This window comes from Streptomyces sp. NPDC048352 (genome assembly GCF_040651895.1).
Classification (GTDB): Bacteria; Actinomycetota; Actinomycetes; order Streptomycetales; family Streptomycetaceae; genus Streptomyces.
In genome coordinates, this window is sequence record NZ_JBEZKZ010000004.1 from 142373 (window position 1) to 165452 (window position 23080).

General features: G+C 73.8%; 23 protein-coding genes and 1 pseudogene. 5 read left to right on the forward strand and 19 right to left on the reverse strand.

Annotation, left to right across the window (positions count from 1 at the left end):
• Positions 1–18: 18 nt before the first annotated feature.
• Positions 19–1572: an FAD-dependent oxidoreductase gene (locus tag AB0D45_RS04155; RefSeq protein ID WP_362455195.1), complete on the reverse strand. Its 1554-nt coding sequence runs from the start codon at positions 1570–1572 to the stop codon at positions 19–21.
• 24 nt (positions 1573–1596) lie between these two features.
• Positions 1597–2775, reverse strand: a complete 1179-nt coding sequence (locus tag AB0D45_RS04160) for a lycopene cyclase family protein (protein WP_362455196.1) — start codon at positions 2773–2775, stop codon at positions 1597–1599.
• Between the two features lie 203 nt (positions 2776–2978).
• On the opposite strand from AB0D45_RS04160, the gene AB0D45_RS04165 reads away from it, so the two are divergent.
• From AB0D45_RS04165 to AB0D45_RS04175, 3 genes are all read left to right on the forward strand, one after another.
• The gene (locus AB0D45_RS04165) at positions 2979–3398 is read left to right on the forward strand and encodes a hypothetical protein (RefSeq protein ID WP_362455197.1); all 420 of its coding nucleotides are present in this window, start codon (positions 2979–2981) and stop codon (positions 3396–3398) included.
• A gap of 159 nt (positions 3399–3557) precedes the next feature.
• A complete protein-coding gene (locus AB0D45_RS04170; protein WP_362455198.1) occupies positions 3558–4097 on the forward strand; it encodes a winged helix-turn-helix domain-containing protein in 540 nt (179 codons plus the stop codon).
• A gap of 17 nt (positions 4098–4114) precedes the next feature.
• Complete coding sequence (locus tag AB0D45_RS04175) at positions 4115–5380, forward strand: MFS transporter (RefSeq protein ID WP_362455239.1); 1266 nt, start codon at positions 4115–4117, stop codon at positions 5378–5380.
• Positions 5381–5481: 101 nt separating this feature from the next.
• Here AB0D45_RS04175 and AB0D45_RS04180 read toward each other — a convergent pair whose 3' ends face one another.
• The gene (locus tag AB0D45_RS04180) at positions 5482–6858 is read right to left on the reverse strand and encodes an oxygenase MpaB family protein (protein WP_362455199.1); all 1377 of its coding nucleotides are present in this window, start codon (positions 6856–6858) and stop codon (positions 5482–5484) included.
• A 290-nt stretch (positions 6859–7148) separates the two neighbouring features.
• Here AB0D45_RS04180 and AB0D45_RS04185 point away from each other — a divergent pair, with 290 nt between their 5' ends.
• Complete coding sequence (locus tag AB0D45_RS04185; RefSeq protein ID WP_362455200.1) at positions 7149–7937, forward strand: TIGR04222 domain-containing membrane protein; 789 nt, start codon at positions 7149–7151, stop codon at positions 7935–7937.
• 16 nt (positions 7938–7953) lie between these two features.
• Here AB0D45_RS04185 and AB0D45_RS04190 read toward each other — a convergent pair whose 3' ends face one another.
• From AB0D45_RS04190 to AB0D45_RS04210, 5 genes and pseudogenes are all read right to left on the reverse strand, one after another.
• Positions 7954–8961: a serine hydrolase domain-containing protein gene (locus tag AB0D45_RS04190; RefSeq protein ID WP_362455201.1), complete on the reverse strand. Its 1008-nt coding sequence runs from the start codon at positions 8959–8961 to the stop codon at positions 7954–7956.
• Positions 8958–9896, reverse strand: a complete 939-nt coding sequence (locus AB0D45_RS04195; RefSeq protein ID WP_362455202.1) for a hypothetical protein — start codon at positions 9894–9896, stop codon at positions 8958–8960. The genes AB0D45_RS04190 and AB0D45_RS04195 overlap by 4 nt, the downstream gene beginning before the upstream one ends.
• Complete coding sequence (locus AB0D45_RS04200) at positions 9893–10612, reverse strand: hypothetical protein (RefSeq protein WP_362455203.1); 720 nt, start codon at positions 10610–10612, stop codon at positions 9893–9895. Before AB0D45_RS04200 ends, AB0D45_RS04195 begins: the two co-directional genes overlap by 4 nt.
• Before the next feature lie 55 nt (positions 10613–10667).
• Positions 10668–10850: a hypothetical protein gene (locus tag AB0D45_RS04205; protein ID WP_362455204.1), complete on the reverse strand. Its 183-nt coding sequence runs from the start codon at positions 10848–10850 to the stop codon at positions 10668–10670.
• 201 nt (positions 10851–11051) lie between these two features.
• Positions 11052–11150 (reverse strand): annotated as a pseudogene (locus AB0D45_RS04210) (hypothetical protein); the annotation flags it as partial.
• 84 nt (positions 11151–11234) lie between these two features.
• On the opposite strand from AB0D45_RS04210, the gene AB0D45_RS04215 reads away from it, so the two are divergent.
• Positions 11235–11933 carry a DUF4232 domain-containing protein gene (locus AB0D45_RS04215; RefSeq protein ID WP_362455205.1) on the forward strand — a complete coding sequence of 233 codons (699 nt, stop codon included), beginning with the start codon at positions 11235–11237 and terminating at the stop codon, positions 11931–11933.
• A 40-nt stretch (positions 11934–11973) separates the two neighbouring features.
• On the opposite strand, the gene AB0D45_RS04220 is transcribed toward AB0D45_RS04215, so the two are convergent.
• The 11 genes from AB0D45_RS04220 to AB0D45_RS04270 form a co-directional block, all read right to left on the reverse strand.
• A complete protein-coding gene (locus tag AB0D45_RS04220) occupies positions 11974–12612 on the reverse strand; it encodes a pyridoxamine 5'-phosphate oxidase family protein (RefSeq protein ID WP_361604570.1) in 639 nt (212 codons plus the stop codon).
• An 89-nt stretch (positions 12613–12701) separates the two neighbouring features.
• The gene (locus AB0D45_RS04225; protein ID WP_362455206.1) at positions 12702–13943 is read right to left on the reverse strand and encodes a globin domain-containing protein; all 1242 of its coding nucleotides are present in this window, start codon (positions 13941–13943) and stop codon (positions 12702–12704) included.
• Positions 13944–14292: 349 nt separating this feature from the next.
• Positions 14293–15495, reverse strand: coding sequence for an enoyl-[acyl-carrier-protein] reductase FabV (locus tag AB0D45_RS04230; RefSeq protein WP_362455207.1), 1203 nt, complete (start codon positions 15493–15495; stop codon positions 14293–14295).
• 443 nt (positions 15496–15938) lie between these two features.
• Entirely contained in the window at positions 15939–16388 is a 450-nt protein-coding gene (locus tag AB0D45_RS04235; RefSeq protein WP_361604561.1) for an SRPBCC family protein, read from the reverse strand.
• Positions 16389–16618: 230 nt separating this feature from the next.
• Positions 16619–16993, reverse strand: a complete 375-nt coding sequence (locus AB0D45_RS04240; protein ID WP_361604555.1) for a VOC family protein — start codon at positions 16991–16993, stop codon at positions 16619–16621.
• A 100-nt stretch (positions 16994–17093) separates the two neighbouring features.
• Positions 17094–18068, reverse strand: coding sequence for a PP2C family protein-serine/threonine phosphatase (locus AB0D45_RS04245; RefSeq protein ID WP_362455240.1), 975 nt, complete (start codon positions 18066–18068; stop codon positions 17094–17096).
• A 334-nt stretch (positions 18069–18402) separates the two neighbouring features.
• On the reverse strand, positions 18403–19014 hold the full coding sequence (locus tag AB0D45_RS04250; RefSeq protein ID WP_362455208.1) for a hypothetical protein: 612 nt from the start codon (positions 19012–19014) through the stop codon (positions 18403–18405).
• 73 nt (positions 19015–19087) lie between these two features.
• Positions 19088–19690 (reverse strand): ATP/GTP-binding protein, encoded by a 603-nt coding sequence (locus AB0D45_RS04255; protein WP_362455209.1) that lies wholly within the window; start codon positions 19688–19690, stop codon positions 19088–19090.
• Positions 19677–20048 carry a DUF742 domain-containing protein gene (locus AB0D45_RS04260; RefSeq protein WP_361604543.1) on the reverse strand — a complete coding sequence of 124 codons (372 nt, stop codon included), beginning with the start codon at positions 20046–20048 and terminating at the stop codon, positions 19677–19679. Before AB0D45_RS04260 ends, AB0D45_RS04255 begins: the two co-directional genes overlap by 14 nt.
• Positions 20048–20452, reverse strand: a complete 405-nt coding sequence (locus AB0D45_RS04265; RefSeq protein WP_361604540.1) for a roadblock/LC7 domain-containing protein — start codon at positions 20450–20452, stop codon at positions 20048–20050. The genes AB0D45_RS04260 and AB0D45_RS04265 overlap by 1 nt, the downstream gene beginning before the upstream one ends.
• Positions 20449–22806, reverse strand: a complete 2358-nt coding sequence (locus AB0D45_RS04270) for a nitrate- and nitrite sensing domain-containing protein (protein ID WP_362455210.1) — start codon at positions 22804–22806, stop codon at positions 20449–20451. Before AB0D45_RS04270 ends, AB0D45_RS04265 begins: the two co-directional genes overlap by 4 nt.
• Between the last annotated feature and the right edge of the window lie 274 nt (positions 22807–23080).

Consider the following 23080-nt stretch of genomic DNA (forward strand, 5'->3'; position numbering starts at 1 on the left):
ACCGGCGTGCGGCGGCCGTCAGCTTTCGCCGAACCGGCGGGCCAGGAGCCGCAGCGGTGCGCAGCGGCCGCGCCGGGGGACGGTCCACAGCGTATGCCCGCGCAGGCCCCAGCGCCGCAGGTGGGCGTTGGCCGCGAGGAACCCGGTGGTGGCGGCCCGTTCCATGAGCGCCACCGGGAGGTCGGTGCGCACCAGGTCCCCGGCGACGGTGACGGTGGGGTCAGGGGTGTCCACGGTGGGCCGGTCGGCGTGGCCTCCGACGGCGAAGAGGGGGCAGTCGCGGCGCCACTCGTCCCGCCGGTCGACGATGCGCGCGGCGGCCGTCTCCGGGTACACGCGGTGCAGCTGCTCGACGAGGGCGCGGGCGAGTCCCCGCGGGTCCGCGGCCGGGTCCGCGGCATAGGCGTGGAGTTCGAGCACGGCGCCTCCGGTCTTCTCGGCCCAGCGGGCGGCCTCGCCCTCGAAGGCGTTCAGGACGCTGATGTTGTCCAGCGGGCCGTAACCGCTGGTGCCGAGGAAGCCTGGGCGGTGCCGGTCGACCGGGCGGTCGGTCCAGAGCCTGGTCACGAGGAAGGGCGGGGCGGTACGGAGCCTGCCGATCCGGGCGCGCCACGCGGCGTCGCACAGCTCGGGCGAGGCGGCGGTGAGCTCGGTCAGCCCGGCCGTGTCCAGGGCGAGGACCACCGCGTCCGCGTGTTCGACTCCGTCCGGGGTGTGCACGAGGTGCCCGCCCCCGGGGCCGGGTTCGAGGGCCGCCACGGCGGCGCCGGTGCGGATGTCGACGCCGTGGGCGTCGAGACGGCGGGCGAGCGGGTCCCACAGGGCCTGGGGGTAGGGCTCGTCGGGCACGTCGAAGAGGAGGCCCTCGGAGGAGCCGAGGAAGTAGATGTGGAACATGAGGGCGAGTTCGGCGGCGGACAGGTCGCCGGGGTCGGCGAAGAAGCTGCGGGAGAAGACCTCGAAGGCGAGGTGGCGGGCCGCCTCGGGGAAGCGGACGCGGTCGAGGAGTGCGAGGGCGCTGACGTCGTCGTACCGCTGGTAGACCTCGGGGACCCGGACGTCGAGCAGCGGCAGCGCGGCCCGCGGGTTCATCCGGGTGAGGTCCTTGCGGCCGAAGCTCGGACTGAGGAGGGCGAAGCCCAGGGCGCTCCAGGGCGGTGTCCGGGGAACGCGGGCGAAGCTGTCGTACGTCCCCGAGCCGTGCCGCAGGGGGTAGTCGGGCAGCGGGCGGAGCCGCTCGAGTCCCGGGTCGACCCGCCTGAGCAGCCCCCGCAGGTTGTAGTACTGCCGGAAGTAGGCGTGGAACCCGCGGCTCATGGTGACGGTCGATCCGTCGGCGAGTTCCGTGGGCCATCCGGCCAGGCGGCCTCCGAGCGTCCGCTCGCGCTCGTGGAGCGTGACGCGGACGCCCCGTTCGGCGAGGGCCGTCGCGGCGGCGAGGCCCGCGATGCCGCCGCCGATGACCGCGCACCGGCGGGTCGCGCCGTCGCCGGTGGGCCGGCCCGGGGGCGCGGGGAGGACGACGGCCTTGCGGTCGCGGCCGCGGCGGGCGGCGGGGGCGGGGCGGGCCATGGGGGTCTCCTTCGGTGGTGACGGTCAGCTGCGGCGGCTGAGCAGGGGCATTTCCGCGGCGGTGCGGAGCATGGTGAGCACGGGCGTGCGCAGCCCGATGGCGAACTCCTCGACGGGACGGGTCGTGCCGTCGAGGAAGCGGAGCAGGCGGGTGCAGGGGACCTCGTGGAAGAGGCGGGTGAAGAAGGCGGCGCCGTCGATGCGTCCGGTGTCGAGGCCGCGCAGGAGAACGGCGTCCATGGCGAGGGCCCGAGCCGGGTGAGCCGGCGGAGGCACCGGTGACCGGCCTGCGTGCAGGGCGTCCGCCACGGCCCGGGCCTGCCGCTGGATCGCGGCGAAGGCGTACCCGGTGGAGGGGCGTACGGCTCCGCCCGCCGCGCCGATCCGGAAGACGTGCCGGCCGGCCCGGCGCGCGTAGCGGCCGTCGGTCATGGGGATGACGCCCTGCTCGGCGGCGGTCACGCGGAACGATCCGAGCCCGAGGACCTGTCCGGTGTAGTGGCGCAGGGCCGCGTCGTAGGTGGGGCGGGTGAGCGGCGCGCGGCCGAACTCGGTGTACTCGACCAGCGCCTCGTGGCGACTGGTCGGCAGCACGTAGCCGAAGGAGAGCCCGTGCTGCGGCTGGGGGGTGCGGAAGTCCATGAGTTCGACGGTGTCGGGGGTGAGGACCGGGCGGTCGCACCGGACGAACCAGCCGCGGAAGTGCTGGCGGAGCGAGACGCGGGCGGGGGGTGGTGCGGCGGGCGGCCGGGAATCGTAGACCCAGCGGGCGTGGAGCGTGCTGACGGTGCCGTCGGCGGCGCGAGAGGTCACCTCGGCGCCGTCCGGGCGGTCGGTGACGGACTCGACGGCGGCTTCGACCCGGTGCAGTGCGGACAGGCGTGGCGCCAGGCCCCTTTCGAACGCGTCCGAGCGGAGCATCTTGTAGTTCAGGTCTCCCCCGAGGTCGTGGACGGGGCCGTCGCCGTCGTGGGCGCGGACGCGGAGCTTGCGCCAGCTCGCCGTGAGGAGGGGGTCGTAGTCACCGGGTCCGGCTTCCCAGTAGCACCAGGTGCGTTCGGGAGGACGGAGCCGGCCGGGCGGCGGGGTGACGAGGACGACGTCCGGGACCCGGACGCCGGGCGGCGGGTCGAGCAGCCGCCAGGCCAGCGAGAGGCCGGCGGCGCCGGCGCCGATGATGACGATGTCGCTGCTGCGCCTCATGATCTGGGCTCTCCGTCCGGGAGGGGTCGGGCGGCGGCCGGTCCCGGCCGGCCGCCGGCTCGGCGGTGCGACTCAGCTTCTCGCGCGGACCCGCCTCCGGATGCGCTCCGCCCGCGGCCACGCCGTGCGCGTCGCGGACCAGGTCCGCGCCGGCGACCGCTTTCCCGGTGTCGTCGCGGAAGGCACTGCGCGATACTCGGCCGGTGGAGTGGTACGAGCAGGCGCGGGCAGCGGAAGAGATCCGGGACTGGGACACGGCCATCGCGCTGGTCAGCGCCCGCGCCGCGTGCTATTCCGCCGATTTCCGCGCGCACGACAGCCATCTGTGGCACATGGACCTGCTCGTCGGCGCAGAGCGCTTCGCCGAGCTCACGGAGCTCGCACGTACGGATGTCCACGCCCGTCGGAGGCTCAACCGATCGCTTCACGAGCGCGGGATGGACAGGGCGCTTCGCCATCGTGCCGAGGAAGGCGACAAGGGCGCCCTGTACCTCCTCGTGCGGTTGCTGTGCGAGACGGGCCGGCTCCCGGAAGCCGGCCGAGCGGTGGAGGACCTCGGCCCGGAGGACGAGTACGCGCACCAGATCGTGGCCGACTTCCCGGCGCCCCCGAGCGGTGACTGACCTTCAGGCGCCTTGCTGCGTGGGCGGGCCGGTCCGGGAGCGTCCCGGCGGGCCCTCCTCCGCCGTGATCCGCCGACCGTGAACGCCTGTCCGTCCTCCGCCGTGATCCGCGGTCCGAAATCCCTTGCCTAATGGACAAGAAACGTTGACCATTGGCGCATGCCTACCGATGATCTTCCCGAGACGTTCCACGTCACCACCGACGAGCAGTTGCGCGCCGTCTCCAGTCTCACGCGCCACCGGATCATGGCCGTACTCCGCTTCGAGCCCGCGACGATCACGCAGATCGCCGAGCGAGTGGGCCTCGCGAAGGGGAGTTCCAGCTACCACGTACGGCTGCTGGAGCGGGCCGGCCTGGTGAAGGTGGTACGGACGCGGAAGGTCCGCGGGGTCACCGAGCGGTACTACGCGATGGCCGCGCGGGCGATCGTGCTGCCGGATCCGGGCGAGGGAGGGCCGGACGTGCTGATGCGGCACGCGGTGGCGGACCTGGAGGCGGCGCCGGCCGATGGCGAGCGGCACGTACGGATGGCGCATCTGCGGCTCACCGAGGAGCAGTTCGCGGAGCTGGGGGCGCGGCTGGAGGCACTGGCGGACGAGTACCGGGCGCTGTCCGATCCGTCGCTGCCGGACGCGTCGCTCGTCTTCGCACTCTTCCGCCCGGCATCGCGCCAGCCGGCCGAGGGGGACGCCAAGTGACCTACCGCGCAGGCACGTTGCCCACCGGGTTCGGACGGCTGTGGACGGCGCAGACGGTGTCCTCGCTCGGTGACGGCGTGTCGCACGCCGCGCTGCCGCTGCTCGCCCTAATGCTGACGCGGGATCCGATGGCGCTCGCCGTCGTCACGGCCGCCGGAACGCTGCCGTGGCTGCTCTTCGGGGTGCTCGGCGGTGCGCTGGTGGACCGCTGGGACCGCCGGCGCACGATGTGGATCACGGACGCGGCCCGTGCGGTGCTGCTCGCGGTACCGGCCGCTGCGGCCGCGCTCGACATGCTGAGCATTCCCCTGCTCGCGGCCGTCGCCTTCCTGCTCGGCCTCGGCGGGCTCTTCTTCGACACGGCCGCCACCGCCTACCTGCCGGATCTGCTCGGCCGCGACCCCGCGCTCCTGGAGCGCGCCAACTCCCGCCTGCGCGGCACCCAGACGGCCGCGTCCGGCTTCGCGGGGCCGCCCGCGGGCAGTGCCCTGCTCGCGCTCGGGCGGGCGGTTCCGCTGCTCGCCGACGCGGTGTCGTTCGCGCTCTCCGCCCTGCTCGTACGGTCGCTGCCCGCCGCGCCCCGGCCCGTACCGCAGGCCCGGGAGTCGCTGCTGCGGCAGGCGCGGGCCGGCGCCTCGTACGTGTTCCGGGACCGGTTGCTGCTCGGGCTCGCGCTGCGTCCGGCGGTCGGGAACATCGCCTTCGTCGCCGTGGAGACCGTACTCGCCCTCTTCGCGCACGACCGTCTCGGCATCGACACCTTCGGCTTCGGCCTGCTCCTCACCGCGGAAGCCACCGGCGGCCTGCTCGGCGCGGGCATCGCCTCCTTCCTCGGCCGACGGCTCGGCACCGGGACCGCGCTGACCTGTACGGCCGTGGTCGAGGGACTCGCCGTCCTGGGCCTTGCCGCCGCCCCGAACCCGTACGTCGCCGGCCTCGCCCTCGCCGTCTGCGGTGCGGGCATGGGCGCCACGATGGTGCTCGGCCCCTCCCTCCGGCAGGCGATCGTCCCCGCCCACCTCATGGGCCGGGTCGCCTCCACCTCCCGCATGCTCGCCATGTGCGCCGCCCCCTCCGGGGCCTTCCTCGGCGGCTGGCTGGCCACCGCCTACGACATCCGCACCCCGCTCTACGCCGCCGGCGGCCTCCTCCTCACCATGACCGCCGTCACGTCGACCATGGTCGGCAACCGCCGGGTCGAAGCGGCGCTGCGTGCCGCGGCCCCGCCCGAGGATTCGGACCACCGGGAATCCACGAATCCTGTTGAGGAGCGTGCCGTTTAGAGCTCCGCGGGGCCGGTGGGGCAGGGCCCGAGCAGTGGGGCAGGGCCCAGCCCCAGCCCAGCCCTCCCGGCCGTACGCGGGCCGCCGTCCGCCTCCGGCGCTCAGGCGCGTCCCAGCAGCGCCGTACCGGCGACGGCCTCGCTCCGCGCGGTGAAGAACTGGGCGAACGCGGCGACGAACTCCTCCTCGTCGATCCGCCCGTCCCCATCGGCGTCCAGTTCCCTGAAGCCGTCGTTGAGCTCGGCCGGATGCACCCGCGGCCCGCCGAACAGGGCCCGGTACTCGTCCGGGCCCAGGTACCCGCTCCCATCGGCGTCGGCGGCCCGGAACAGCGCCCGCACCGCCGGCACGAGTCCGTTCTCCAGATACGCCGGGTCCCCGTCCACCCCGGCCAGCATCGCGCCGACGAACTCCGCGCACGTCACGGCGCCGTCCCCGTCGGCGTCAGCGCTCCGGCGCAACTGCCGCCACCACCCCTCGAACGCGGCGTACACCACGTCCTCCCGCTCGACGGGCAGTTCGAGCCGCCAGCACATGGTGTGGACCATGGCCTGCAGGTCGGCGGAATCGACCCGGCCGTTGCCGGTCTGGTCCAGCACCTGGCGGAAGAAGGTCTCCAGCCGGGCCGGGCGGGAGTCGACGCTCCGGGGCCGCGGCAGCCGCGCGGGCGGCGCGCCGCCGGTCTTGGACCGGCGGCGGTAGCGCACCCGGTCCGGGGCGAGGGCCATGGCGTGGCGCAGCCCGTGGTGCAGCGTCCACGACAGTACGGCGCCCGCACGCCCGCGGGACGTCCCGAACCGCTCGTGCCAGGCCGGCGGCAGATCACTGACGGTCAGGGTGGTCAGCGTCCGCGCGATCAGCGCCCGTACCAGCGGCCACGCGGGCCCCAGCCGCGCCAGCCGCCGGGGAACGGGCGCCTCGCGCAGCATCTCGTGGAGCATGTGGCGTGCCACATCGCCGTACTCCAGCACCTCCCGCACGTGCCGGTCGACGTACGCGGGCACGTCCGCGGCGCTCGCCGGAACCGCCTCACGGGGAATCCCGAGCGCCGCGCACACCTCCAGGAACTCGCCGTACAGCAGGTCGAGTTCCCGTGCCGACAACGGTTCCCCGGCCAGCTCCCGCATGGCGGTCATGGCCTCGTACAGCGTCACCATCACCCAGCCGCGCACCTCGGGGTCCTCCGCGGAGTACGCCCGCCCGGCCGCGTCGGCCCCCCGGATCCGCCGGTGCGTCCGGGCCAGCCGCGCCACTTCGAGCCGCCGCTCCTCGGGCCCGGCGAAGAACAGCCTGCTTCCGCTCTCCATGGTGTGCTCGATCCGCCGCCAGGGGTGCGCGCGGTAAGTGGAGTAGCGGTCCATCCCGGCCGCGACGGCGGGATGCGCGATCTGCAGGACGATCAACCGCCAGGCCACCAGCCCGATCCGCCGCTCGCCGAGCGTCCGCCGCAACAGGGTCTCGACTTCAGGTGACGCCACAGAGGGCACTGGAGACTCCCCACCTCACTAGAGAAACAACATCACCTCCTACAACGCCCCTCCGCGCCGCACCGCCTCGCCCACCACCCTGACGGGCGTCCCCCCGAACACCCGCACGCCCCGCAGGTCGCACCTAGCGCACCACGCGGTAGCGGAGGTGGACGACCCCCCGAAGGTGCCCGCCGCTGTCCCGCGGCCGGCTCTGTTCCTCTTCGCGCACGCTTGCGACATGGTGGACCCCGAGGCGGTCTCCGGTGTCCACCGGCGGTCCGGGGAGGGAGAGGTGGTCCGTGCTCGTGATCGACGCGGTGTCGGCGGGGACCGCATGGCTCCTGCTGCTGCTCGCCGCCGTCCTGCGCCTTCGTCCCGGCGTGCGGCCGCGGCGCGACCCCCTGGGCCGGCGGCTCTCCCCCGTCGAGACGGGCCTGCTGCGCGGCGGCGCGCGGGGTGCGGCGCAGACGGCCCTGGTGGAGCTGTACCTGGGGGGTTCGGTCCGGGCCGGATGGCGGCAGACCGTACGGCCCGGCGAGGCCCGGCTGCCGCGTGGCTGCTCCGAGGTGGCCCGCGCCCAGTACCACGTGCTGTTCAAGCCCCTGCACCCGCGCCGCCTGGCGGACATCGAGCGGGTCCGGCATGCGGTCCGGGGGGTGTCGGCCGAGTTGGAGCGGGCGCGGCTGGTGGTGTCCCGCCGAAGGGCGTGGGTCGTACGCGGCCTGCTGCTGCCGGTCTTCGCCGCCGCGCCGGTCGGAGCCGCCGCGGGCGGGCAGGCGGCGGTGTGGCTGGTGCTCGGCCTGCTCGCCGACGCGGGGGCGGTGGCCCTGTGGCTGTGGCCCCGGCGCACCCTGCGCGGCGCGGCGCTGCTCACCCGGCTGCGCCGCGACCACGCGGAAGTCCGCCGGGCGACGGAGGACCGGCCGGAGGCGCTGCTGCTGAGCGTCGCCCTGTTCGGCGCCCCGGCACTGCGTGAACAACTCCCCCGGTTCACCGAGGAGAGCGGCCTGCTGACCCGCCCCCCGAAGGAGCCCCCGAACCGGGGCGGCGGCGGCTCGGGTGAAGCGTTCGCGAGCTGCGGGGGCTAGGCCGCTGGGGCCCGTGTCAGGTGTCGAGTTGCTTCAGGAGCGCGTAGGCCGTCCTTACGAAGCGGCCGTCGGAGCGCGGGCCGGTGTTGGCCAGGGCCGCGACGGCGGTGCCCGACTGGGGGCAGAGGCCGGTGAACGCGGTGAAGCCGCGGGTGGCGCCGGAGTGGAAGAGGATGGTCCGGCCGTCAGCCTCGCGCAGGTTCCATGCCAGGCAGAGCCGGTCCTGTGAGCGCGGGACCCGCAGGCGCGGCTGCTGGACGGTGTGCAGAGCGGCGGCCATCGGGGTGTCGGCGGGGGTGAGCAGCGCCTGGAGGTAGCGCAGGAGGTCGGGGCCGGTGGAGCGCACGGCGCCGGCCGCGGGCAGGGCGGGGATCTCGAAGGGCGGCAGGGGCTTGTCCCCGCGGTGGCCGGTGGCCTGGCCGGCGGGGGCGGGGCCGCAGGTGGTGGAGGTGAGGCCGAGGGGGCGGCAGAGGTGTTCGGCCAGGAGGGCGGGGTAGTCCGCGACGGTCGCCTGGGTCAGGGTGTGGCCGAGGAGGGCCATGCCGTAGTTCGAGTAGGCCAGACGGCTGCCCGGGGGCCGGCGGGTCCGGGTGCGTCGCAGGTCGCGGTGGAAGTGCCGGGTGAGGTAGCGGGCGTAGGGGTTGGTGAAGTACGTGGGCAGGGCGCGGGCGAGGAGTCCGGGGGGCAGCCGTGGCAGGCCGGAGGTGTGGGTGGCCAGGTGCAGGAGGGTGATCCGGGTGCCGTGCGGCGGGGTGGGCCGATGCTGTGGCGGCAGGTGGGCGTCGATGGGATCGTGCAGGCCGAGGCGGCCCTGTGCGGCGAGCTCGGCCAGCAGGAGGGCGGTGAACGTCTTGGTGACGGAGCCGATCTCGTAGGCGGTCTCCGGCGTGTTGGGCCGGCCGCCGTGGGAGAGGCGGCCGTGGCAGTACACGTCGTGCGTTCCGCCACGGGCCACGGCGAGGGTCACGGCGCTCGCACCGGGGGCGGCCTCCACCAGGCCCGTCAGGTCGGGCGTGGGAGTCATGCCGCGAAGCCGGCGGCGCCGAGGGTGCGGGACAGGGTGATGGTGCCGGCGACGACGGCGACGACCGCGGTGTGCTCGTTGTCCTTGAACGCGGTGCGGGGGTCGTCCGCGACGGGGTCGCCGTCGCGGGGGGTGAGCCCGTCGGGATGCTGGACGGCCGCGAGCCGCTGCCAGGGGTCGGGGCCGCAGACGGGCTCGCCGATGCAGGCGTCGACGGCGAGGAGCTCCCCGACGAGGTCGAACTGGCCCACCTCCAGCCAGATGTCGACCCAGGCCGGCAGCCAGTTCCTGAGGTAGTCGGCCATGGGCGCGGGCAGCCCCGCGGGGCGGGCGCCCCAGTCGGTGAGGTGGAAGACGGTGTGGGTGATGTCGTAGCCGGTGCTCCAGTCCACCGCCCACGGCTCCGGGGTGGCGCCCAGCCAGGTCGCCGCGGCGAGTGCCGGCCAGTCGGGCTGCGGGCCGATGCCGATGATCCGGCGGGCGTTGGCCACCGCGAGGCGCCGGTTGGGAACCATCTCCATGGCCGCGGGGGCGCGCAGGGCGGCGTAGTCGGCGAGGAGGCCGTCCAGGAGGCGATGGCGGTGGCCGGCGCGCACGAAGTGGGCGTACAGCTCCATCGGGTCGCTCACGGTGAGGTGGCGCAACTGCCGTTCGTAGAGGAAGTCGCCGTTCTGCAGCTGGTTCCAGCACGAGTCGATCAGGGCGCGTGCCGCCCGGGCGTCGTGGGAGCCGGCGACGCCGTCGCGCAGGACGAGGGACGCGGCCAGTGCTGCTTCGCCCAGCGGCTTGTAGGCGCTGTCGGGATCGGCCAGGTCGGCTGACGCGTCGGGCGCGAGGGTGCCGTAGCCCTGTGCGTGTGCGGTGTGCAGCCAGTGGAGCGCATGGGAGGACCAGCTCTGGACGGTGCCGAGGTGTTCCGTGGCGGTGGCGGTCATCGTCCCTCCGGATGCGCTTGCACGAGGTGTTCGGCGACGGCCAGGTCCAGGGCCGTACGGGCGCTGTCGCCGCCGACCTGCTTCAGGCGGGTCAGGAGGGGGGCGATCTCCAGCGCGACCGGCGTACGGGTGTGGTGCAGCCAGGCCAGCCAGCGGGTCAGCCGCGCAGCGGTGCGGTAGTCGCGGCGCAGCATGGCCCGGACGGTGCCGCGGGCCACGGCGAGGGGATGTGCCCGCACCGTCCGGTGGAGGGGGCTGTCGAAGGCGGGCAGCGCCATGGGTGCCAGCCGGGCCGCCGCTGCGGCCAGCTGGTGCCAGCCGTCGGCCTCGGGGGCGGGAGTACGGGCCGGTGGCGGCGGCTCGGGCGGGGCGCCGGCGGTCGGTCCGGCGACGGCGGTGCCGGTACGGGCGGCCAGCGCCCGGGCGGCCCAGTCGTGCCAGGCGGTCACGGGGTCGTCCTCCGGCCGGGGCGGGAAGATCCGGCAGGCCTCGGCGACGGCGTCCGCCGGGGCGTCGTCCCAGGGCAGGGCCCCGGTCAGGTGCGGCGCGAACAGGTCCGCGCCCAGCACGCGCACCGCGGCCAGCTCGGCTCTGGACAGCGGCCAGGACCAGGCACCGGCGCCCTCGCCGCCCCGAAGGGCGGCGAGGGCCCGGCCCGCCATCCGCTCGACCGCCGCGCCGTACTCGGCGCGCAGCGTCGCATCGGTCATCGACATGCGGGGGTGGTTCTCCTGTCACGGCAGGTACGGCGGAGGGGCGGGGCGGGGGGGGTCAGTGCTGCTGTGCCTTCGGCTCCTTCGGCCCGAGCAGGATGATCAGGATGGAGCCCGCAACCGCGCAGAAGGTCGGCGCGTCACTGACCGGAGCCTCCCCCTCCGCCAGCAGCGCGTCGAGGATGTCAGCTTCGGCCGGAGAGGCGACCGGCGCGAGGGCCGGAAGCGGTGCAGTAAGCATCAGGTGTCTCCTTCTCGTTCGGACAGCACCAGGAACAGCACTGTGCGCACGCATTCGCGAACACGGCACAACAGTCACATTCACGACGCCGGAGGGAGCGGAGCGAGCAGCGCCGAGGCGTGCACTTCACTCGACAGCGGGACGCCCTTGTCGGCCTTCTGCCAGGTGCCGCCTGCGTCATCCGGCACGAGCGTGACGGCGTCACCGTGCGGATCCACCGCCCGTCCACAACTCGGGGGCCGCCGCCTGGGCGGCTCCTGCGTTCCCGCCGCCCTCCCCATGACAGGTGATCGGCGCGCATGCCCGCGATACGGGCCGTTCGGGTGATAGTGGTTCCTACTCGGGCGGCTTCCGCCCCGGACGTACGACACGGGGAGTTTCAGCATGCGCATCAACCGGAGCCGTTCCGCGGCCCTGGCCACCTTCGTCGGGCTTGCCCTGGCCCTGACCGCCTGCGAGGGCGCCGACTCCGCGGGCGGGGCGCCCAAGGCACCCTCGACGAGCCCGGGCACCGGGGCGGCGGCCTCCGAGGCCGCCGCGTCTGCGACGCCGGCCCGTACCGGGACACCGGCGGCCGCCGCGAGCCCGACGCAGGCCGGCCCCAACGCCGACGCCACGGGCGGTACACCCGGGCCGACCACCGACGACAGCTACGCCTACACCCACCCCTGCTCCGCGCGGAACCTCACCGTCAAGGTCACCTCGCCGCAGGGCTTCCCGGCCACGGTCCGCATCATCACGGTGACCAACAACGGTTCCACCACGTGCGGGCTCGACTTCCACCCGGCCGTCGGTTTCAGCGCCAAGGACGCCGCCCTCGGCATCCAGGCGACGCCCCCCGAGGGCCTCGGCGGCGCGCCCGCCCACCCGGTACGGCCCGGAGCCACCACGTACGCGGCCGTGGACCTCAACCCGTCGGGCGGCAACGGGCCCGTCGCCGACGAGATCAACATCATCGCCGACCCGGGCCACATGCCGAACGCGGACGGCGTCAGCCTGCCGCTCACCACTCCGGGCACCGTCGCCCGCCCGAAGGTCGGGCTGTACCACTTCACCGCCCGGGAATCCTTCGACACCCTCTAGCGCGGGGGCGGGAACCCGCCGACGCGGCGGATCCGGGGGCCTACTGACGGATGGTCCCCGGTACGTGGCCGGTCCGGTCGGCGGCGTGCCGGGGGCCGGTGAAGTAGTTCACGTCCTTCGGGCGGGCCGGGTCGTGCGCGGTGGGGCGGGGGGCCGGCACCAGGTGGGGTATGAACTTCGAGCAGTGGATGTAGGCCTCTTCGACGCTCAGGTGGATCCATATCTCGGGGGTCCGCCCGGGAGCGGTGCCGGACGGCAGGCCCGGGTGGAGCGAGCGGAGGTCTGCGTCCGTGTACAGGCGGGCGACGCCGTTGACGTGAAGGCCCACGTGATCGTGGGAGAAGTCCACGAACAGCATGCCGAGGTGCGGGTTCTCCGTCATGTTGCCGGCGCTGGCGAGCACGCCGTTCCCCCGGAATTCCGGGTAGGCCAGGGTGTGTTCGTCGATCACGTGGACGAACCCGGGCGGCCCGGCCCGGAAGCTGGCGTCGCACTCCCCGCGCGCGTCGGAGGTGGCCAGGAAGACCATGGACTGGCGGCCGATGAATTCCCGCATCCGAGAGGTGAGGCAGGGGCGCACCTGCTGGTCGTAGAACCTGTTGGCGCGGTCGGCGGTGCCCAGCTGCTGCTGCAGAAGGTGTTCGCCTGCTGATCCGAAGGGCGGCGGGGGCAAGGTCACGGGGCGCTCTCCTGGCATGGCGGGGAGGGAGGAGGGAGGGACGGGGCAAGGGGCCCGGCGGGGGCGGGGCCTGACCGGAGGTGCGGGGGTCAGGGCCTGGCCAGGACGGGCGTTTCGAACGGGTCGTGGTGGATGCGGTCGGGCGGCGTACCGCCGAGCGTGAGGGTCTCCCTGGCGGAGACGACCATCGGTACGGGCCCGCTGAGGTAGACGTCGTGCTGGTACCAGGGCCCGTACTCGGCCAGGACCTGCGGCAGGGATCCGCGCAGTCCGGGGACGTACTCGTGGGAGACCGCGCCCCTGATGGTCAGCCAGTGGTGCCTCTGGGACATCCGCAGCATGTCGTCCACGCCGTACAACTGGGCACCGGTGCGGGCGCCGAGGAAGAGGTCGACCTGGTGGCGCCCGCCACGACGGGCGACCTCCTCGACGAGCGCCCGGATCGGTGCGAGCCCGGTGCCGCCGGCCACGCAGAGCAGGTCGTCGAACGCGGCCGCTTCCAGCACCATGTCGCCCATGGGGGCGCCCAGTTGCAGTACATCGCCCACCACCGCCCGGTGCACCAGTGCTTCGCTGACCGTGCCACCGGGGACCGCGCGGATGTGGAAGGTGAGGGTGCCGTCCTCGCGGGGCGCGTTGGCGGGGGAATAGTAGCGCCACTGCCTGGGGTACCAGGGGGTCTCGACGCTGACGTACTGCCCGGCGGCGTACGCGTAGGGGAGGTGGGGGCGCACGGTGACCTCGGCGATGCCGTGCCCGCGCCGCAGGAGGTGCACGACCGTGGCGGGCCACACAGCGGGCCGTACCCGCGCGTCCTGCTCGGCGGCGCTGATCATGACGTCGGCGACCACGCCGTACGCCTTGGCCCACGCGGCGGCGATCTCCTGGGTCCAGGCGGGGCCGGCATAGCGGGCCAGGGAGGCGAGGAGGCACTCGCCCACGGCGGGGAAGTGAGCGGGGAGCGTGCCGAACTTGCGGTGGTCGCGGCCGAGGTGTCCGCAGAAGCGGACGAGGCTCTCCGGGTCGTCGACCAGGTCCACGATGCGCAGCAGCGCGCGGAGCAGGCGCCCGCGCTGGGCGTCCATGCCCGGCGGGAACATCGGCCGGACCTCGGGGAAGCGGGCGAAGAGGATCGCGTAGAAGTAGACGGTCATCTCTTCGGCGAGTGGCTCGACCACGGAGACCGAGGTGCGGATGAGCTCGATCTCGTACGCCGACAAGGGCGCCTCGGCGGCGGCCTCGGGGGCGGCCGTGTGCACGTCGGGGGCGGGCGCCTCGGGGTGCGGGAAGGGGGATGTGCTGCTGTCCGGGCGCTTGATTCGGAATTTCAAGGGGCCAGAGCTCCTCCGCCCGCTATGCGCGCCGGCCGGTGGCGGGTGGACCGCACAGTGGCCGCGTTCAGGTGGCAGGACCCCCGATGGGCCTTGAGGGCAGGGACTTCACTGGCAGGCATGGGTCCTCGAAGCGGGCGTGGGCGTGCAATCGGATCGAGCGGTTCCGGACGGTACCTGATCAAGGAGGTGACTCAGAAGTAACCAACGATCCGTGAGACGCAGATGTGCTCAAACTGCGGCATCGTCCCAAATGTGAGGGGTGGGCCACGGGTGTGCCGCCCTGCCCGGCGCGTGGGGCCCGGGCCGGGGGCGGCGGGTGGCCCGGGTCTCGGCCCGGTGGGCGGGGTCACGGACGGGTGGGCCAGGGGACGTCGGTCTCGACCGGCCGGCCGTACGCCACGTCGCCGACGCCCCAGCCGTACAGGCCCTTCACCTGGCCCATGAACCAGTCGGCGCCCGGCCGGGAGGCCTCCAGTCCGCGCTCCGGATCGGCCCACAGCTCCCGCACCCGGTCCTGCACCCGGGCGTCGAGTTCCCAGCCGTCGAGTCGGATCCTTCCCTCCTCGTCCAGGACGAGCGGGGTGCGGCCCTCCAGCTGGTCCCACAACGCGCAGGCCTGCTCGGCCGTGGAGCGGAAGCCGCGTTCGCCGAGGACGGTACGGAGGAAGGCGGTGTAGAGGGCGATGGAGGGGATCGCGCTGGAGGCCTGGGTGACGGCCGCACCCGCCACGACCGTGAACGCCCGCCCGTCCTTCTCCTTGAGGAGGGGGGAGGCGTCGAGGTCGCGGGCGGTCTGCTCCAGGTGGGCCTTGGCGGCGCCGATGGTGCCGTGCCGGTAGACCGGCGCGGTCACCTCCGAGCCGACGTAGGTCAGGGCCACGGTGGTGAACCCCTGCGCCAGGAGTCGGCGGGCGGCCAGCTCCCGCACCCACAGGGCCCAGTCGTCGCCGCCCATGACGCCGACCGTCGCGCGCGTCTCGTCTTCGGTGCCGGCTTCGATCCGGTGCCGGGACACCGCCGGGACGGCCCCGGAGAAGTCGAGGGCGGGGGCTTCGTAGGCGGCGCCGAGCGGTTTGATCACCGAGTGGTGGGTCTCCCCGGTGGCCGGGTCGGTGCGGCGGGGGGCGGCGAGGCTGTAGACGAGGTGGTCGACCGGACCGTAGTGCCGCTCCAGCAGGTCCGCGACCTCGGCCTTGGCCTCGGCGGAGAACGCGTCGGCGTTCACGAAGCGGATGTCGTGCCCGGCCTCGGCGGCGAGCCGGGCGGCGGCCGCGGTGCGGTACCAGCCGGCACTCGCGGTACGGCGGCCGGTGTCGGGGGTTTCGTACGCGACGCCGACGCCGCGTATGCCGTGCCGGCGCAGGCCGGCCAGGAGCGCGGCCAGCCCGTAGCCGGCGGAGTGGCCGAGGACGAGCGCGACGGGGCGGCGGCCGTCGGTGCGGGCGGGGATCGCCTCCCATGTGCGGCGTACGGTCTGTGCGGCGCCTTCCGGGTGGGAGTTGACGATGAGGAAACCGCGCTGCTTGGGCTCGATCGGGCGAAGGCTCACGAAGGGGTGTCCGTTCCGCTGGGAGTGGGGCGGTCGAGGAGGGGGCGCAGCCGCGACGGTGCGCAGGCGTGCGGTCTCTTCGTCCCGGATGACGGCGGACGGTTCCGCTTCGAGGATGGTGACCGGCTCGGCCGGGACCGGTCCGCCGGTGCCGAAGTCCCGCTGCGGCCGTCCGTCTTCGGGGATCGTATCCAGCGGTGATGCAGCGGTCTGTGACGGAGTGTCACGCACCATGGGCTCGGTCCTTGTGGTCTGCGGTATTGACAGCGCGCGGGCGGGTCCGGAGTCGGCGGGGGTGAACGCCGGGGCCGGGCAGGGGAGGTGGGGCTTTCGGACGCGTCGAAGCCGGGGTGGCCTCACGCCCCCCGGCTTCGTCCGCCGGCCCCGCCCCGGGGCCCCGCACCCGCGCACGGTGCCGAGCCCCCGGGCGTTGCGGAGACGGGTCAGACCTGCCCCCGCCAGGCACCGGTCTCGCGGCCGCGGTCCTCGATGAACTCCTTGAACCGCTTGAGGTCGCCGGTGATCTGGCGCTTGACGAACCCGAGCTTGTCGCCGACGTTCTCCGCAAAGCCGTCGGGGTCGTAGTCGAGTTGCAGCATCACCTTCGTCCTCGCGTCGGCGAGCCGGTGGAAGGTGACCACACCGGCCTGCCGGACGTCGCCGCCCAGCGTCGTCCACGCCACCCGCTCATCGGGGATCTGCTCGGTGATCTCCGCTTCGAACTCCTTGGTGACGCCCCCGATCTTCGCGACCCAGTGGGTCATCGTGTCGGTGCGCTGATCGATGCGCTCCACGCCGTCCATGAAGCGGGGAAACGTCTCGAACTGCGTCCACTGGTCGTACGCGGTACGGACGGGGACATCGACTTCGACGGACTCTTCGACCTTGGACACGGAGCGTCCTTCCTCTCGAACGGCCGGGGCTGTACCCACCCGGGCCCGGGGAGCTCTTCCCCCTGGGCCGCCCCTGCCCCCGTTTCCGCCGTCCATCACCCCCGAACGGAACAACTGCCGCCGGAGTCTCGGGGGGCCTGGCGCTGTTCGGGCTGTTCCTCCTGTGGCTGCGCCTGAACGGATAGCCGTCCCGGGCGGATCGGCGGCGCGGGCGGGGCGGCGCCGCCGGGTCAGTGGAGGCAGAGGCAGAACGGATGGCCGGCCGGGTCCGCGTACACCCGCCAGTTGGCCTCCGGGCGGAGCTGGTCCGTCCGCTCCAGCACGGTCGCGCCGAGGGCGAGCGCCCGCTTCTCCTCCCCTTCGAGGTCGTCCACGTCGAAGTCCAGGTGGACCTGCTGCGGGGACTGCTGACCGGGCCACTCCGGCGGCCGGTAGCCGTCCACCCGCTGGCAGGCCAGCGGTGTCCCCTCGAAGCCGTGCACCTCGACCCAGTCGGAGTCCCCCGGGTCCGCCACCACCCGCCCGCCGAGCAGTTCCGCGTAGAACTGCGCGAGCCGTACCGGATCGGCGCAGTCCAGGGCGACGGCCTGCAGCTTTCGGATCACTTCCCCTACCCTTTCGTCCGCGGGTCGCTCCACGGCCACCCGTACCGGAGAGGTCGTACCCGGCCCCGCGACGGGCATGCGCGCGGCGCGCCCGTGGGCCTCAGGGCTCGGGGCTCAGGCGTACGGCGAGGGCGGCGACGTCGTCGTCAAGGCGGCCTTTGCTGTAGCGGACGAGGTCGCCGTGCAGCGCCGTGAGCAGGTCGCGGGGCAGTGTCCGGTGCTGCCCGCGCATCCAGGCCGCCAGCGGGAAGAACTCGCCGTCGCGGGCGCGGGCCTCGGCGATCCCGTCGGTGTAGAGGAGCAGCAGGTCGCCGGGGGCGATGTCGAACGTGTCGACGTTGTAGTGCTCGCCGATCAGCTCCGCGAGGCTGAGCAGCGGTGACGGCGAGGCGGGCTCGAGGACGCGGAGTCCCCCGCGGTTCAGGAGCAGCGGCGGGGGGTGGCCGCAGTTGAGGATGTCGAGGCGTCCGCCCTCGTGCGGGATCTCCACGAGGAGGGCGGTGGCGAAGCGCTCCATCGGCCCCTCGGGGGGGAAGGCCGCGTTGTAGCGGGTGCTGCTGGCGTCCAGCCTGCGTGCGATGCTGACCATGTCGGCCTCGTCGTAGGCCGCCTCCCGGAAGGCGTTGACGATCGCCGCGGCCGCCCCCACCGCCGGCAGGCCCTTGCCCCGCACGTCACCGATGAGCAGCCTGACCCCGTAGGGGGTGTCGACCACCTCGTAGAAGTCGCCGCCGATGCGGGCCTCCGCCGCGGCCGCGAGGTAGAGGGACTCGATCTCGACCTTTCCGAGGCGGCGTGGCATGGGGCTCAGCACCACCTGCTGCGCGGCCTCGGCCACGAGGCGCACCTGGAAGAGGGTGCGCTCGCGCTGGAGGCGGAGGTGGCTGCCGTACGCCGCGGCCACGGTGACCGCGATGATCCCCGCAGCCGTCCACCACGTCCCCAGGTCGGGGAAGACGAGGCTGAGGCCGATCATGAGGAGGAGGCAGACCGTCCCGAGCAGGACGGTGGGGAGCACCGGCCACATGGCGGCGGCCAGGGCCGGCGCCGCGGGCAGGAGGCGACTGAAGGCCATCTCCGGCGGAGTGGCGTAGGCCAGGCTGGCGATCACGACGGTCAGGATGACCGGCGACAGCCGCACAAACCTCCCCCGGCCGGGGCGCCGGCGGTGCCGCGGCCGTCCAGACTCGATCACATGTCCCAGAATATCCACGCAATGAGGGCATTGCGCTCTACGAACGCCGTCCGATCGCCCTCCCGGGCCGCCTCACGGGCTGCACACCGGCCCCTCACCCGTTCTGGACGGGTTCGCTACGATCCGCGACGTCTGACCCCATACGGGCACCCACACGTCGCCGACCGGGTGAACCCCGCGTGATCCCCGTCGGCCGGGTCCCCCGTGGGCGGGGTCAGGCGGGGTGGTAGCCGGGGTGGGGCGGGTGGGGGGTGTGGAGCAGGGTGTGGAAGTGCTCGTACAGGTCGCGGGCCCTGTCCGGCGGGGGGACGTGGGCGATGACGGAGCCGTCCCTGTGCTGGACCGTCACCACGCTGCCGGCGCGGGGGTCGGGCTGGTGCCACACGCCGGTGAGGGCTCCGGCGGGCACCCAGCCCGGCTCGGTCTCAGGGCCGCCACCGCCCCACCGGCGCCGCACCGCGCGCCGGTAGGCCGGGATCAACAGCGCCGGCGAGGTCACCACGACGAGCAGGAAGAGCACGGTGTTCGCGATCACCCCGCTGGTCCAGTGCAGGAGCGCGAGGAGCGACCCGTAGCAGACCGCGACGATGCCCACCACGAGGCAGGCCGTGACGGCGGCCTCCGGCGCTCCGGTCTTGCGGAGCAGGCTGTAGAGGCCGACCGATGCGAGCAGGACCAGTGCGGTGACGCACCCGGCCCCCTCGCCGAGGAAGGTGTCGGCTATGCGGCCGGCGCGCCGGTCCGGCTCGACGACGTAGCCGTGCTGGTGGAACCGGACGGTGATCCGCCCGCCTGGCGTGGCCGTCACGCCCTTGATCTCGTACATGGCGCTCACGCTAGTGCCGGCGTCCACCGTTCGGAGAACCGCCCCCTGCCGCCGGCGACCGGGTGCAGGCTACTCAGGGAGCGGCCGGCGCCGCCGCGTTGGCGATGACCACGTCGAGCAGGGCCAGCAGGGAGTCGCGTACGTCCGTGCGCGAGCGCGCGTCCAGCAGGAGGACCGGGGTGGCGGGATCCCGCAGGCGCAGGGCGGCGGCGATCTCCTCGGCGGTGTACGGCTGTTCGCCGTGGAAGCAGTTCGCGCCGACCACGAAGGGAAGGCCCCGGCTCTCGAAGAAGTCGACCGCCGGGAAGCCGCGGTCCAGACGGCGGGTGTCGACGAGCACGAGGGCCCCCAGGGCCCCCTTCAGCAGGTCGTCCCACATGAACCAGAACCGCTCCTGGCCGGGCGTGCCGAACAGGTAGAGGACGACTCCGGCGTCGGCGAGGGTGATCCGGCCGAAGTCCATCGCGACGGTGGTCAGCGTCTTGGACTCGATTCCGTCGAGGTCGTCGACGCCGACTCCCGCGCTCGTGAGGCGCTCCTCCGTCCGCAGCGGCTCGATCTCGGAGACCGCCTCGACCAGGGTCGTCTTGCCGACTCCGAATCCACCGGCGATGAGGATCTTGACAGGGGACGCCTCCGGGGCGGCGGAAGCGTCGGGAGTGTCATATCCGGGCAAGGTTGTCCCTGATTTTCATGAGCAGGTGGACATTGGTGGTCTCGGCGCCTTCCAGCGGCGGGCGGTGGTGGATCAGCCCGCGGTCCGCGAGCTCGCCCAGGAGGAGCGTCATGGGAGTGAGGCGCATGTGCATGCGTGCGGCGACCTCGGCGACCGCCATTCCCCCGGGCGGCGCGCACAGGGAGAGAACGGCCCGCCATTCGGTGGCCAGTCCGGTGTGGGCGTCGTCCCCGGCGACCGCCGCCACGATGGTGGTGTCCATCGTGAGGACGGTCTGCGGGGCGGCGGCCGTGCGGCCGTCGGTCAGCGCGTACAGCCGTGTCCGGCGAGGGCTGCGGCGCTGCGGCTCGTCCGGCATTACGACGTCGGCGCGGCAGTGCGCTCGGGGGTTCCCAGCCACTCTCCGAGCGCCTGGGCGGTCCGGACGGCCTCGCCGCCCAGTTCTCCGAGCCGTGCCTTGCGGGAGGTCACCACGATGAGCGTGCTGCCTTCCCCGCACCCGACGACGCAGAGGTACCGGTCGTCCATCTCCACCAGCTGGCGGATGACCTGGCCGCCGGCGATCTCCCTGGATATCGCCTTCATGGTGGCGGCTATCCCGGAGGAGGCGGCCGCGATGCGCTCCGCCTGGTCCCGCTCCAGCAGGTACGCGCTGAGCTTGATCCCGTCGTTGGACAGGAGCACGGCTCCCTGGATGCCGGCGATCCTGCTCAGGTTGTTGTCCAGGATGCCGTAGATCATGTCGCTGGCTGTCGTCGTCATGGCTGGTCCGCTCCGAGCTCTGCTTCCACTTTCTTGGTCCCCTCTTCGTAGTCGGCCCAGGCGTCGGCCACCTCTTCGGGTGTCTCCGTGTCCCGGCCGGCGGCCGGCTCCGGGGCGCGGGGCCCGCGGAGTTGCCGGGTGAGGTGGGTCTGCGGGACGCGCTCGGGGAGGGCCGGTCGCGCGTCGGCGGCGGCCGTGGGGCGGGCGGGCAGCGTCCGCTCGGGCCGCAGCGGTACGGGGGCGGGGGCCGGCGGGTCGCCGGCGCCGGGCGGGGTCCCGCGTACGGGCTCGGGCAGGGACGCCCGTACGGGGACGCGGGCCGGGCCGGGCGCGGCGGACGGCTCCGGATCACGCGCGGGCCCCCGCTCCGCCGGCGCCGCTGCCCGCCCGTGTTCCGCTTCGTCCGCGGCGGGCACCAGCAGCCCGCCCGGCAGGATCACCACGGCCGCCGTCCCCCCGTACACGGAGCGCCGCAGCGTGACGCGTGCGTCGAGCTGGTCGGCCAGGTGGCCCACGACGAAGAGGCCGAGCCGGTGCGCGTTCTCCGCGAGGACGGAGTACGGCGGGGCCGAGTGCAGGCGTTCGTTCATCGCCTCGTACCCGGCGGGCGACACGCGCGGCCCGCGGTCCTCGATCTCGACCGACAGGCCGTCGGCGACCAGTTCGGCCCGGACGACCACCTTGGACCGCGGCGGCGAGAACCGCGTCGCGTTGTCCAGCAGCTCCGCCAGCAGGTGGCTGATCTGGCTGATCACGTGCGGCTGAACGCTCGCCTCGTCCAGTGCGTGCCGTTCGATCCGCCGGAAGTCCTCGACCTCCGCGGCGGCCTCGCGCAGCAGGTCGGCGACGCGCATCGGCTCGGTGTGCGGGTCCGGGACCTCGCCGCCGGCGAGGATGAGCAGGTTCTCGATCTGGCGCCGCATCCCCACCGTCAGCTGGTCGGACCGCATCAACTGCGCCAGGAGCGCCTCGTCGTGGCCGAAGGTGTCCTGGAGGTCCTCGGTCAGGCTCAGCTGTCGGCTGACGAGGTTTCCGGTGCGCGAGGCGATGCCCGAGGCGAACAGGCCGAAGCCGTGGCGCTCGGCGGCGAGTCGGCGGTGCCCGTCGACGGAGACGGCGACCACCCGGGCGAAGGCGTCGGCGATCTGCCCGACTTCGTCCTGGCGTCCGCGCACGGCCGGCAGCGCCTGCGGGTCGACGGCCTCCCCGCGCTGGAGCCGTGCCACCACCTCGGGCAGGGTCTCCTCGGCGATGGCGACCGTACGGGTGTGCAGGCGGCTCAGCCGGCGCAGGACCGATCGGGTGGTGAGGACGACGACTGCGGTGACCAGCAGCAGGGCGCCGCCGCTCGCTCCGACCAGCCAGGAGACCTCGGTCTCCAGCCGGGAGGCCTTGGCGTCGGCGTGGGCGAGCACGCCGCGGGCCCGGTCGGTGTTGAGTGCGGCGAGCCGCGGCGCGAAGGTGCGGTGTGCGGCGGGCCAGCCGTCGACGTCGGCGGGCAGCTTCACGCCGGTGGCGGTGTCCTTGTGGTTGGCGACGACGGCGTTCTCGATGCGGAGCTTGGTCTGCCAGGCGTCCGATCCGGTCAGTTTGTCGTACGACGCCAGTTCGGCGGGTGGGAGGTACGGCACGATCCAGGTGTCGTACAGGTAGCGGTGGGCGCCGACCGCGTCGAGGAACGCGGAGAAGCCGGTGGCCGGCAGCTCGCGGGAGGGGCCGGCCAGCGCGAGGGCGGTGTCCTCGCGTGCGATCATCTCGGCAGCCGAGAACAGGGCGACGGCGGGCCTGCTCTCCAGGGCGAGTTCAGCGTCCTGCGCGTGGCTGAATTCATCCTGGTAGACGCGTATGAGGTCGTCGACCACGCCGGTGTAGTACGCGACCGCCTGTTCGGCACTGCCGTTGTGGGCGTCCACGCGCTTGCGGTACGAGGCCAGCAGGTCGAGCCGCCCGCTCACGGCGCCGAGGCGCCCCTCGCCCTGTCCGGGGTGCTGCGCGCCGCTGTCGTCGCCGGTGCCCGCGAGGCGCCGGAACTCCGCTGCCGCCCGGTCCGTTTCGGCCCGCTGCTCGGGCAGGGAGCCGTCGGCTTCGGCGGAGCCCGCCCAGCGCGCCGCCGTCATCGCCCGCTCGGTCTGGAGCTCGGTCATCAGCCTGATCAGCGGGAATCCGATCCGCTCGCCGGCCTCCACGTCGGCGCGCAGGTGCTCCGACTGGGCCAGCAACCGCTGCGCGGTGACGGCGACCTGGGTGCCCATCGCCACGGTCGGGACGACGGCCAGGCACACCAGCATCGTACGCAGGCGGACGGTGCGCCGGCGCCGGACGGGCGGCGGGCTCGGTGAACCTTCGGGTGCCATCGCAGACATCGGTCCTCGGGAGCGGCGGGGAGGGGGCGGGGCGGCGGCGGGCCGGGATGAGGGCAGGGGGGAACCGCCGACACGGCCCCGGGGGGTTGAGGATGCCGATCATATCCAGCCAGTCCGAATAAACGGAGACCTTACTTCCATACCCTTGCGTGGTAAGGGTGGCGAACCGCTGCCGGCGTCCGATCGCCCGCGCACCCGCCGAGGCCGGCGAACCGATCGCGCGCCGGAGGCGTCGTACAGGACGGCACCGGGCGAGCCGCCCTGC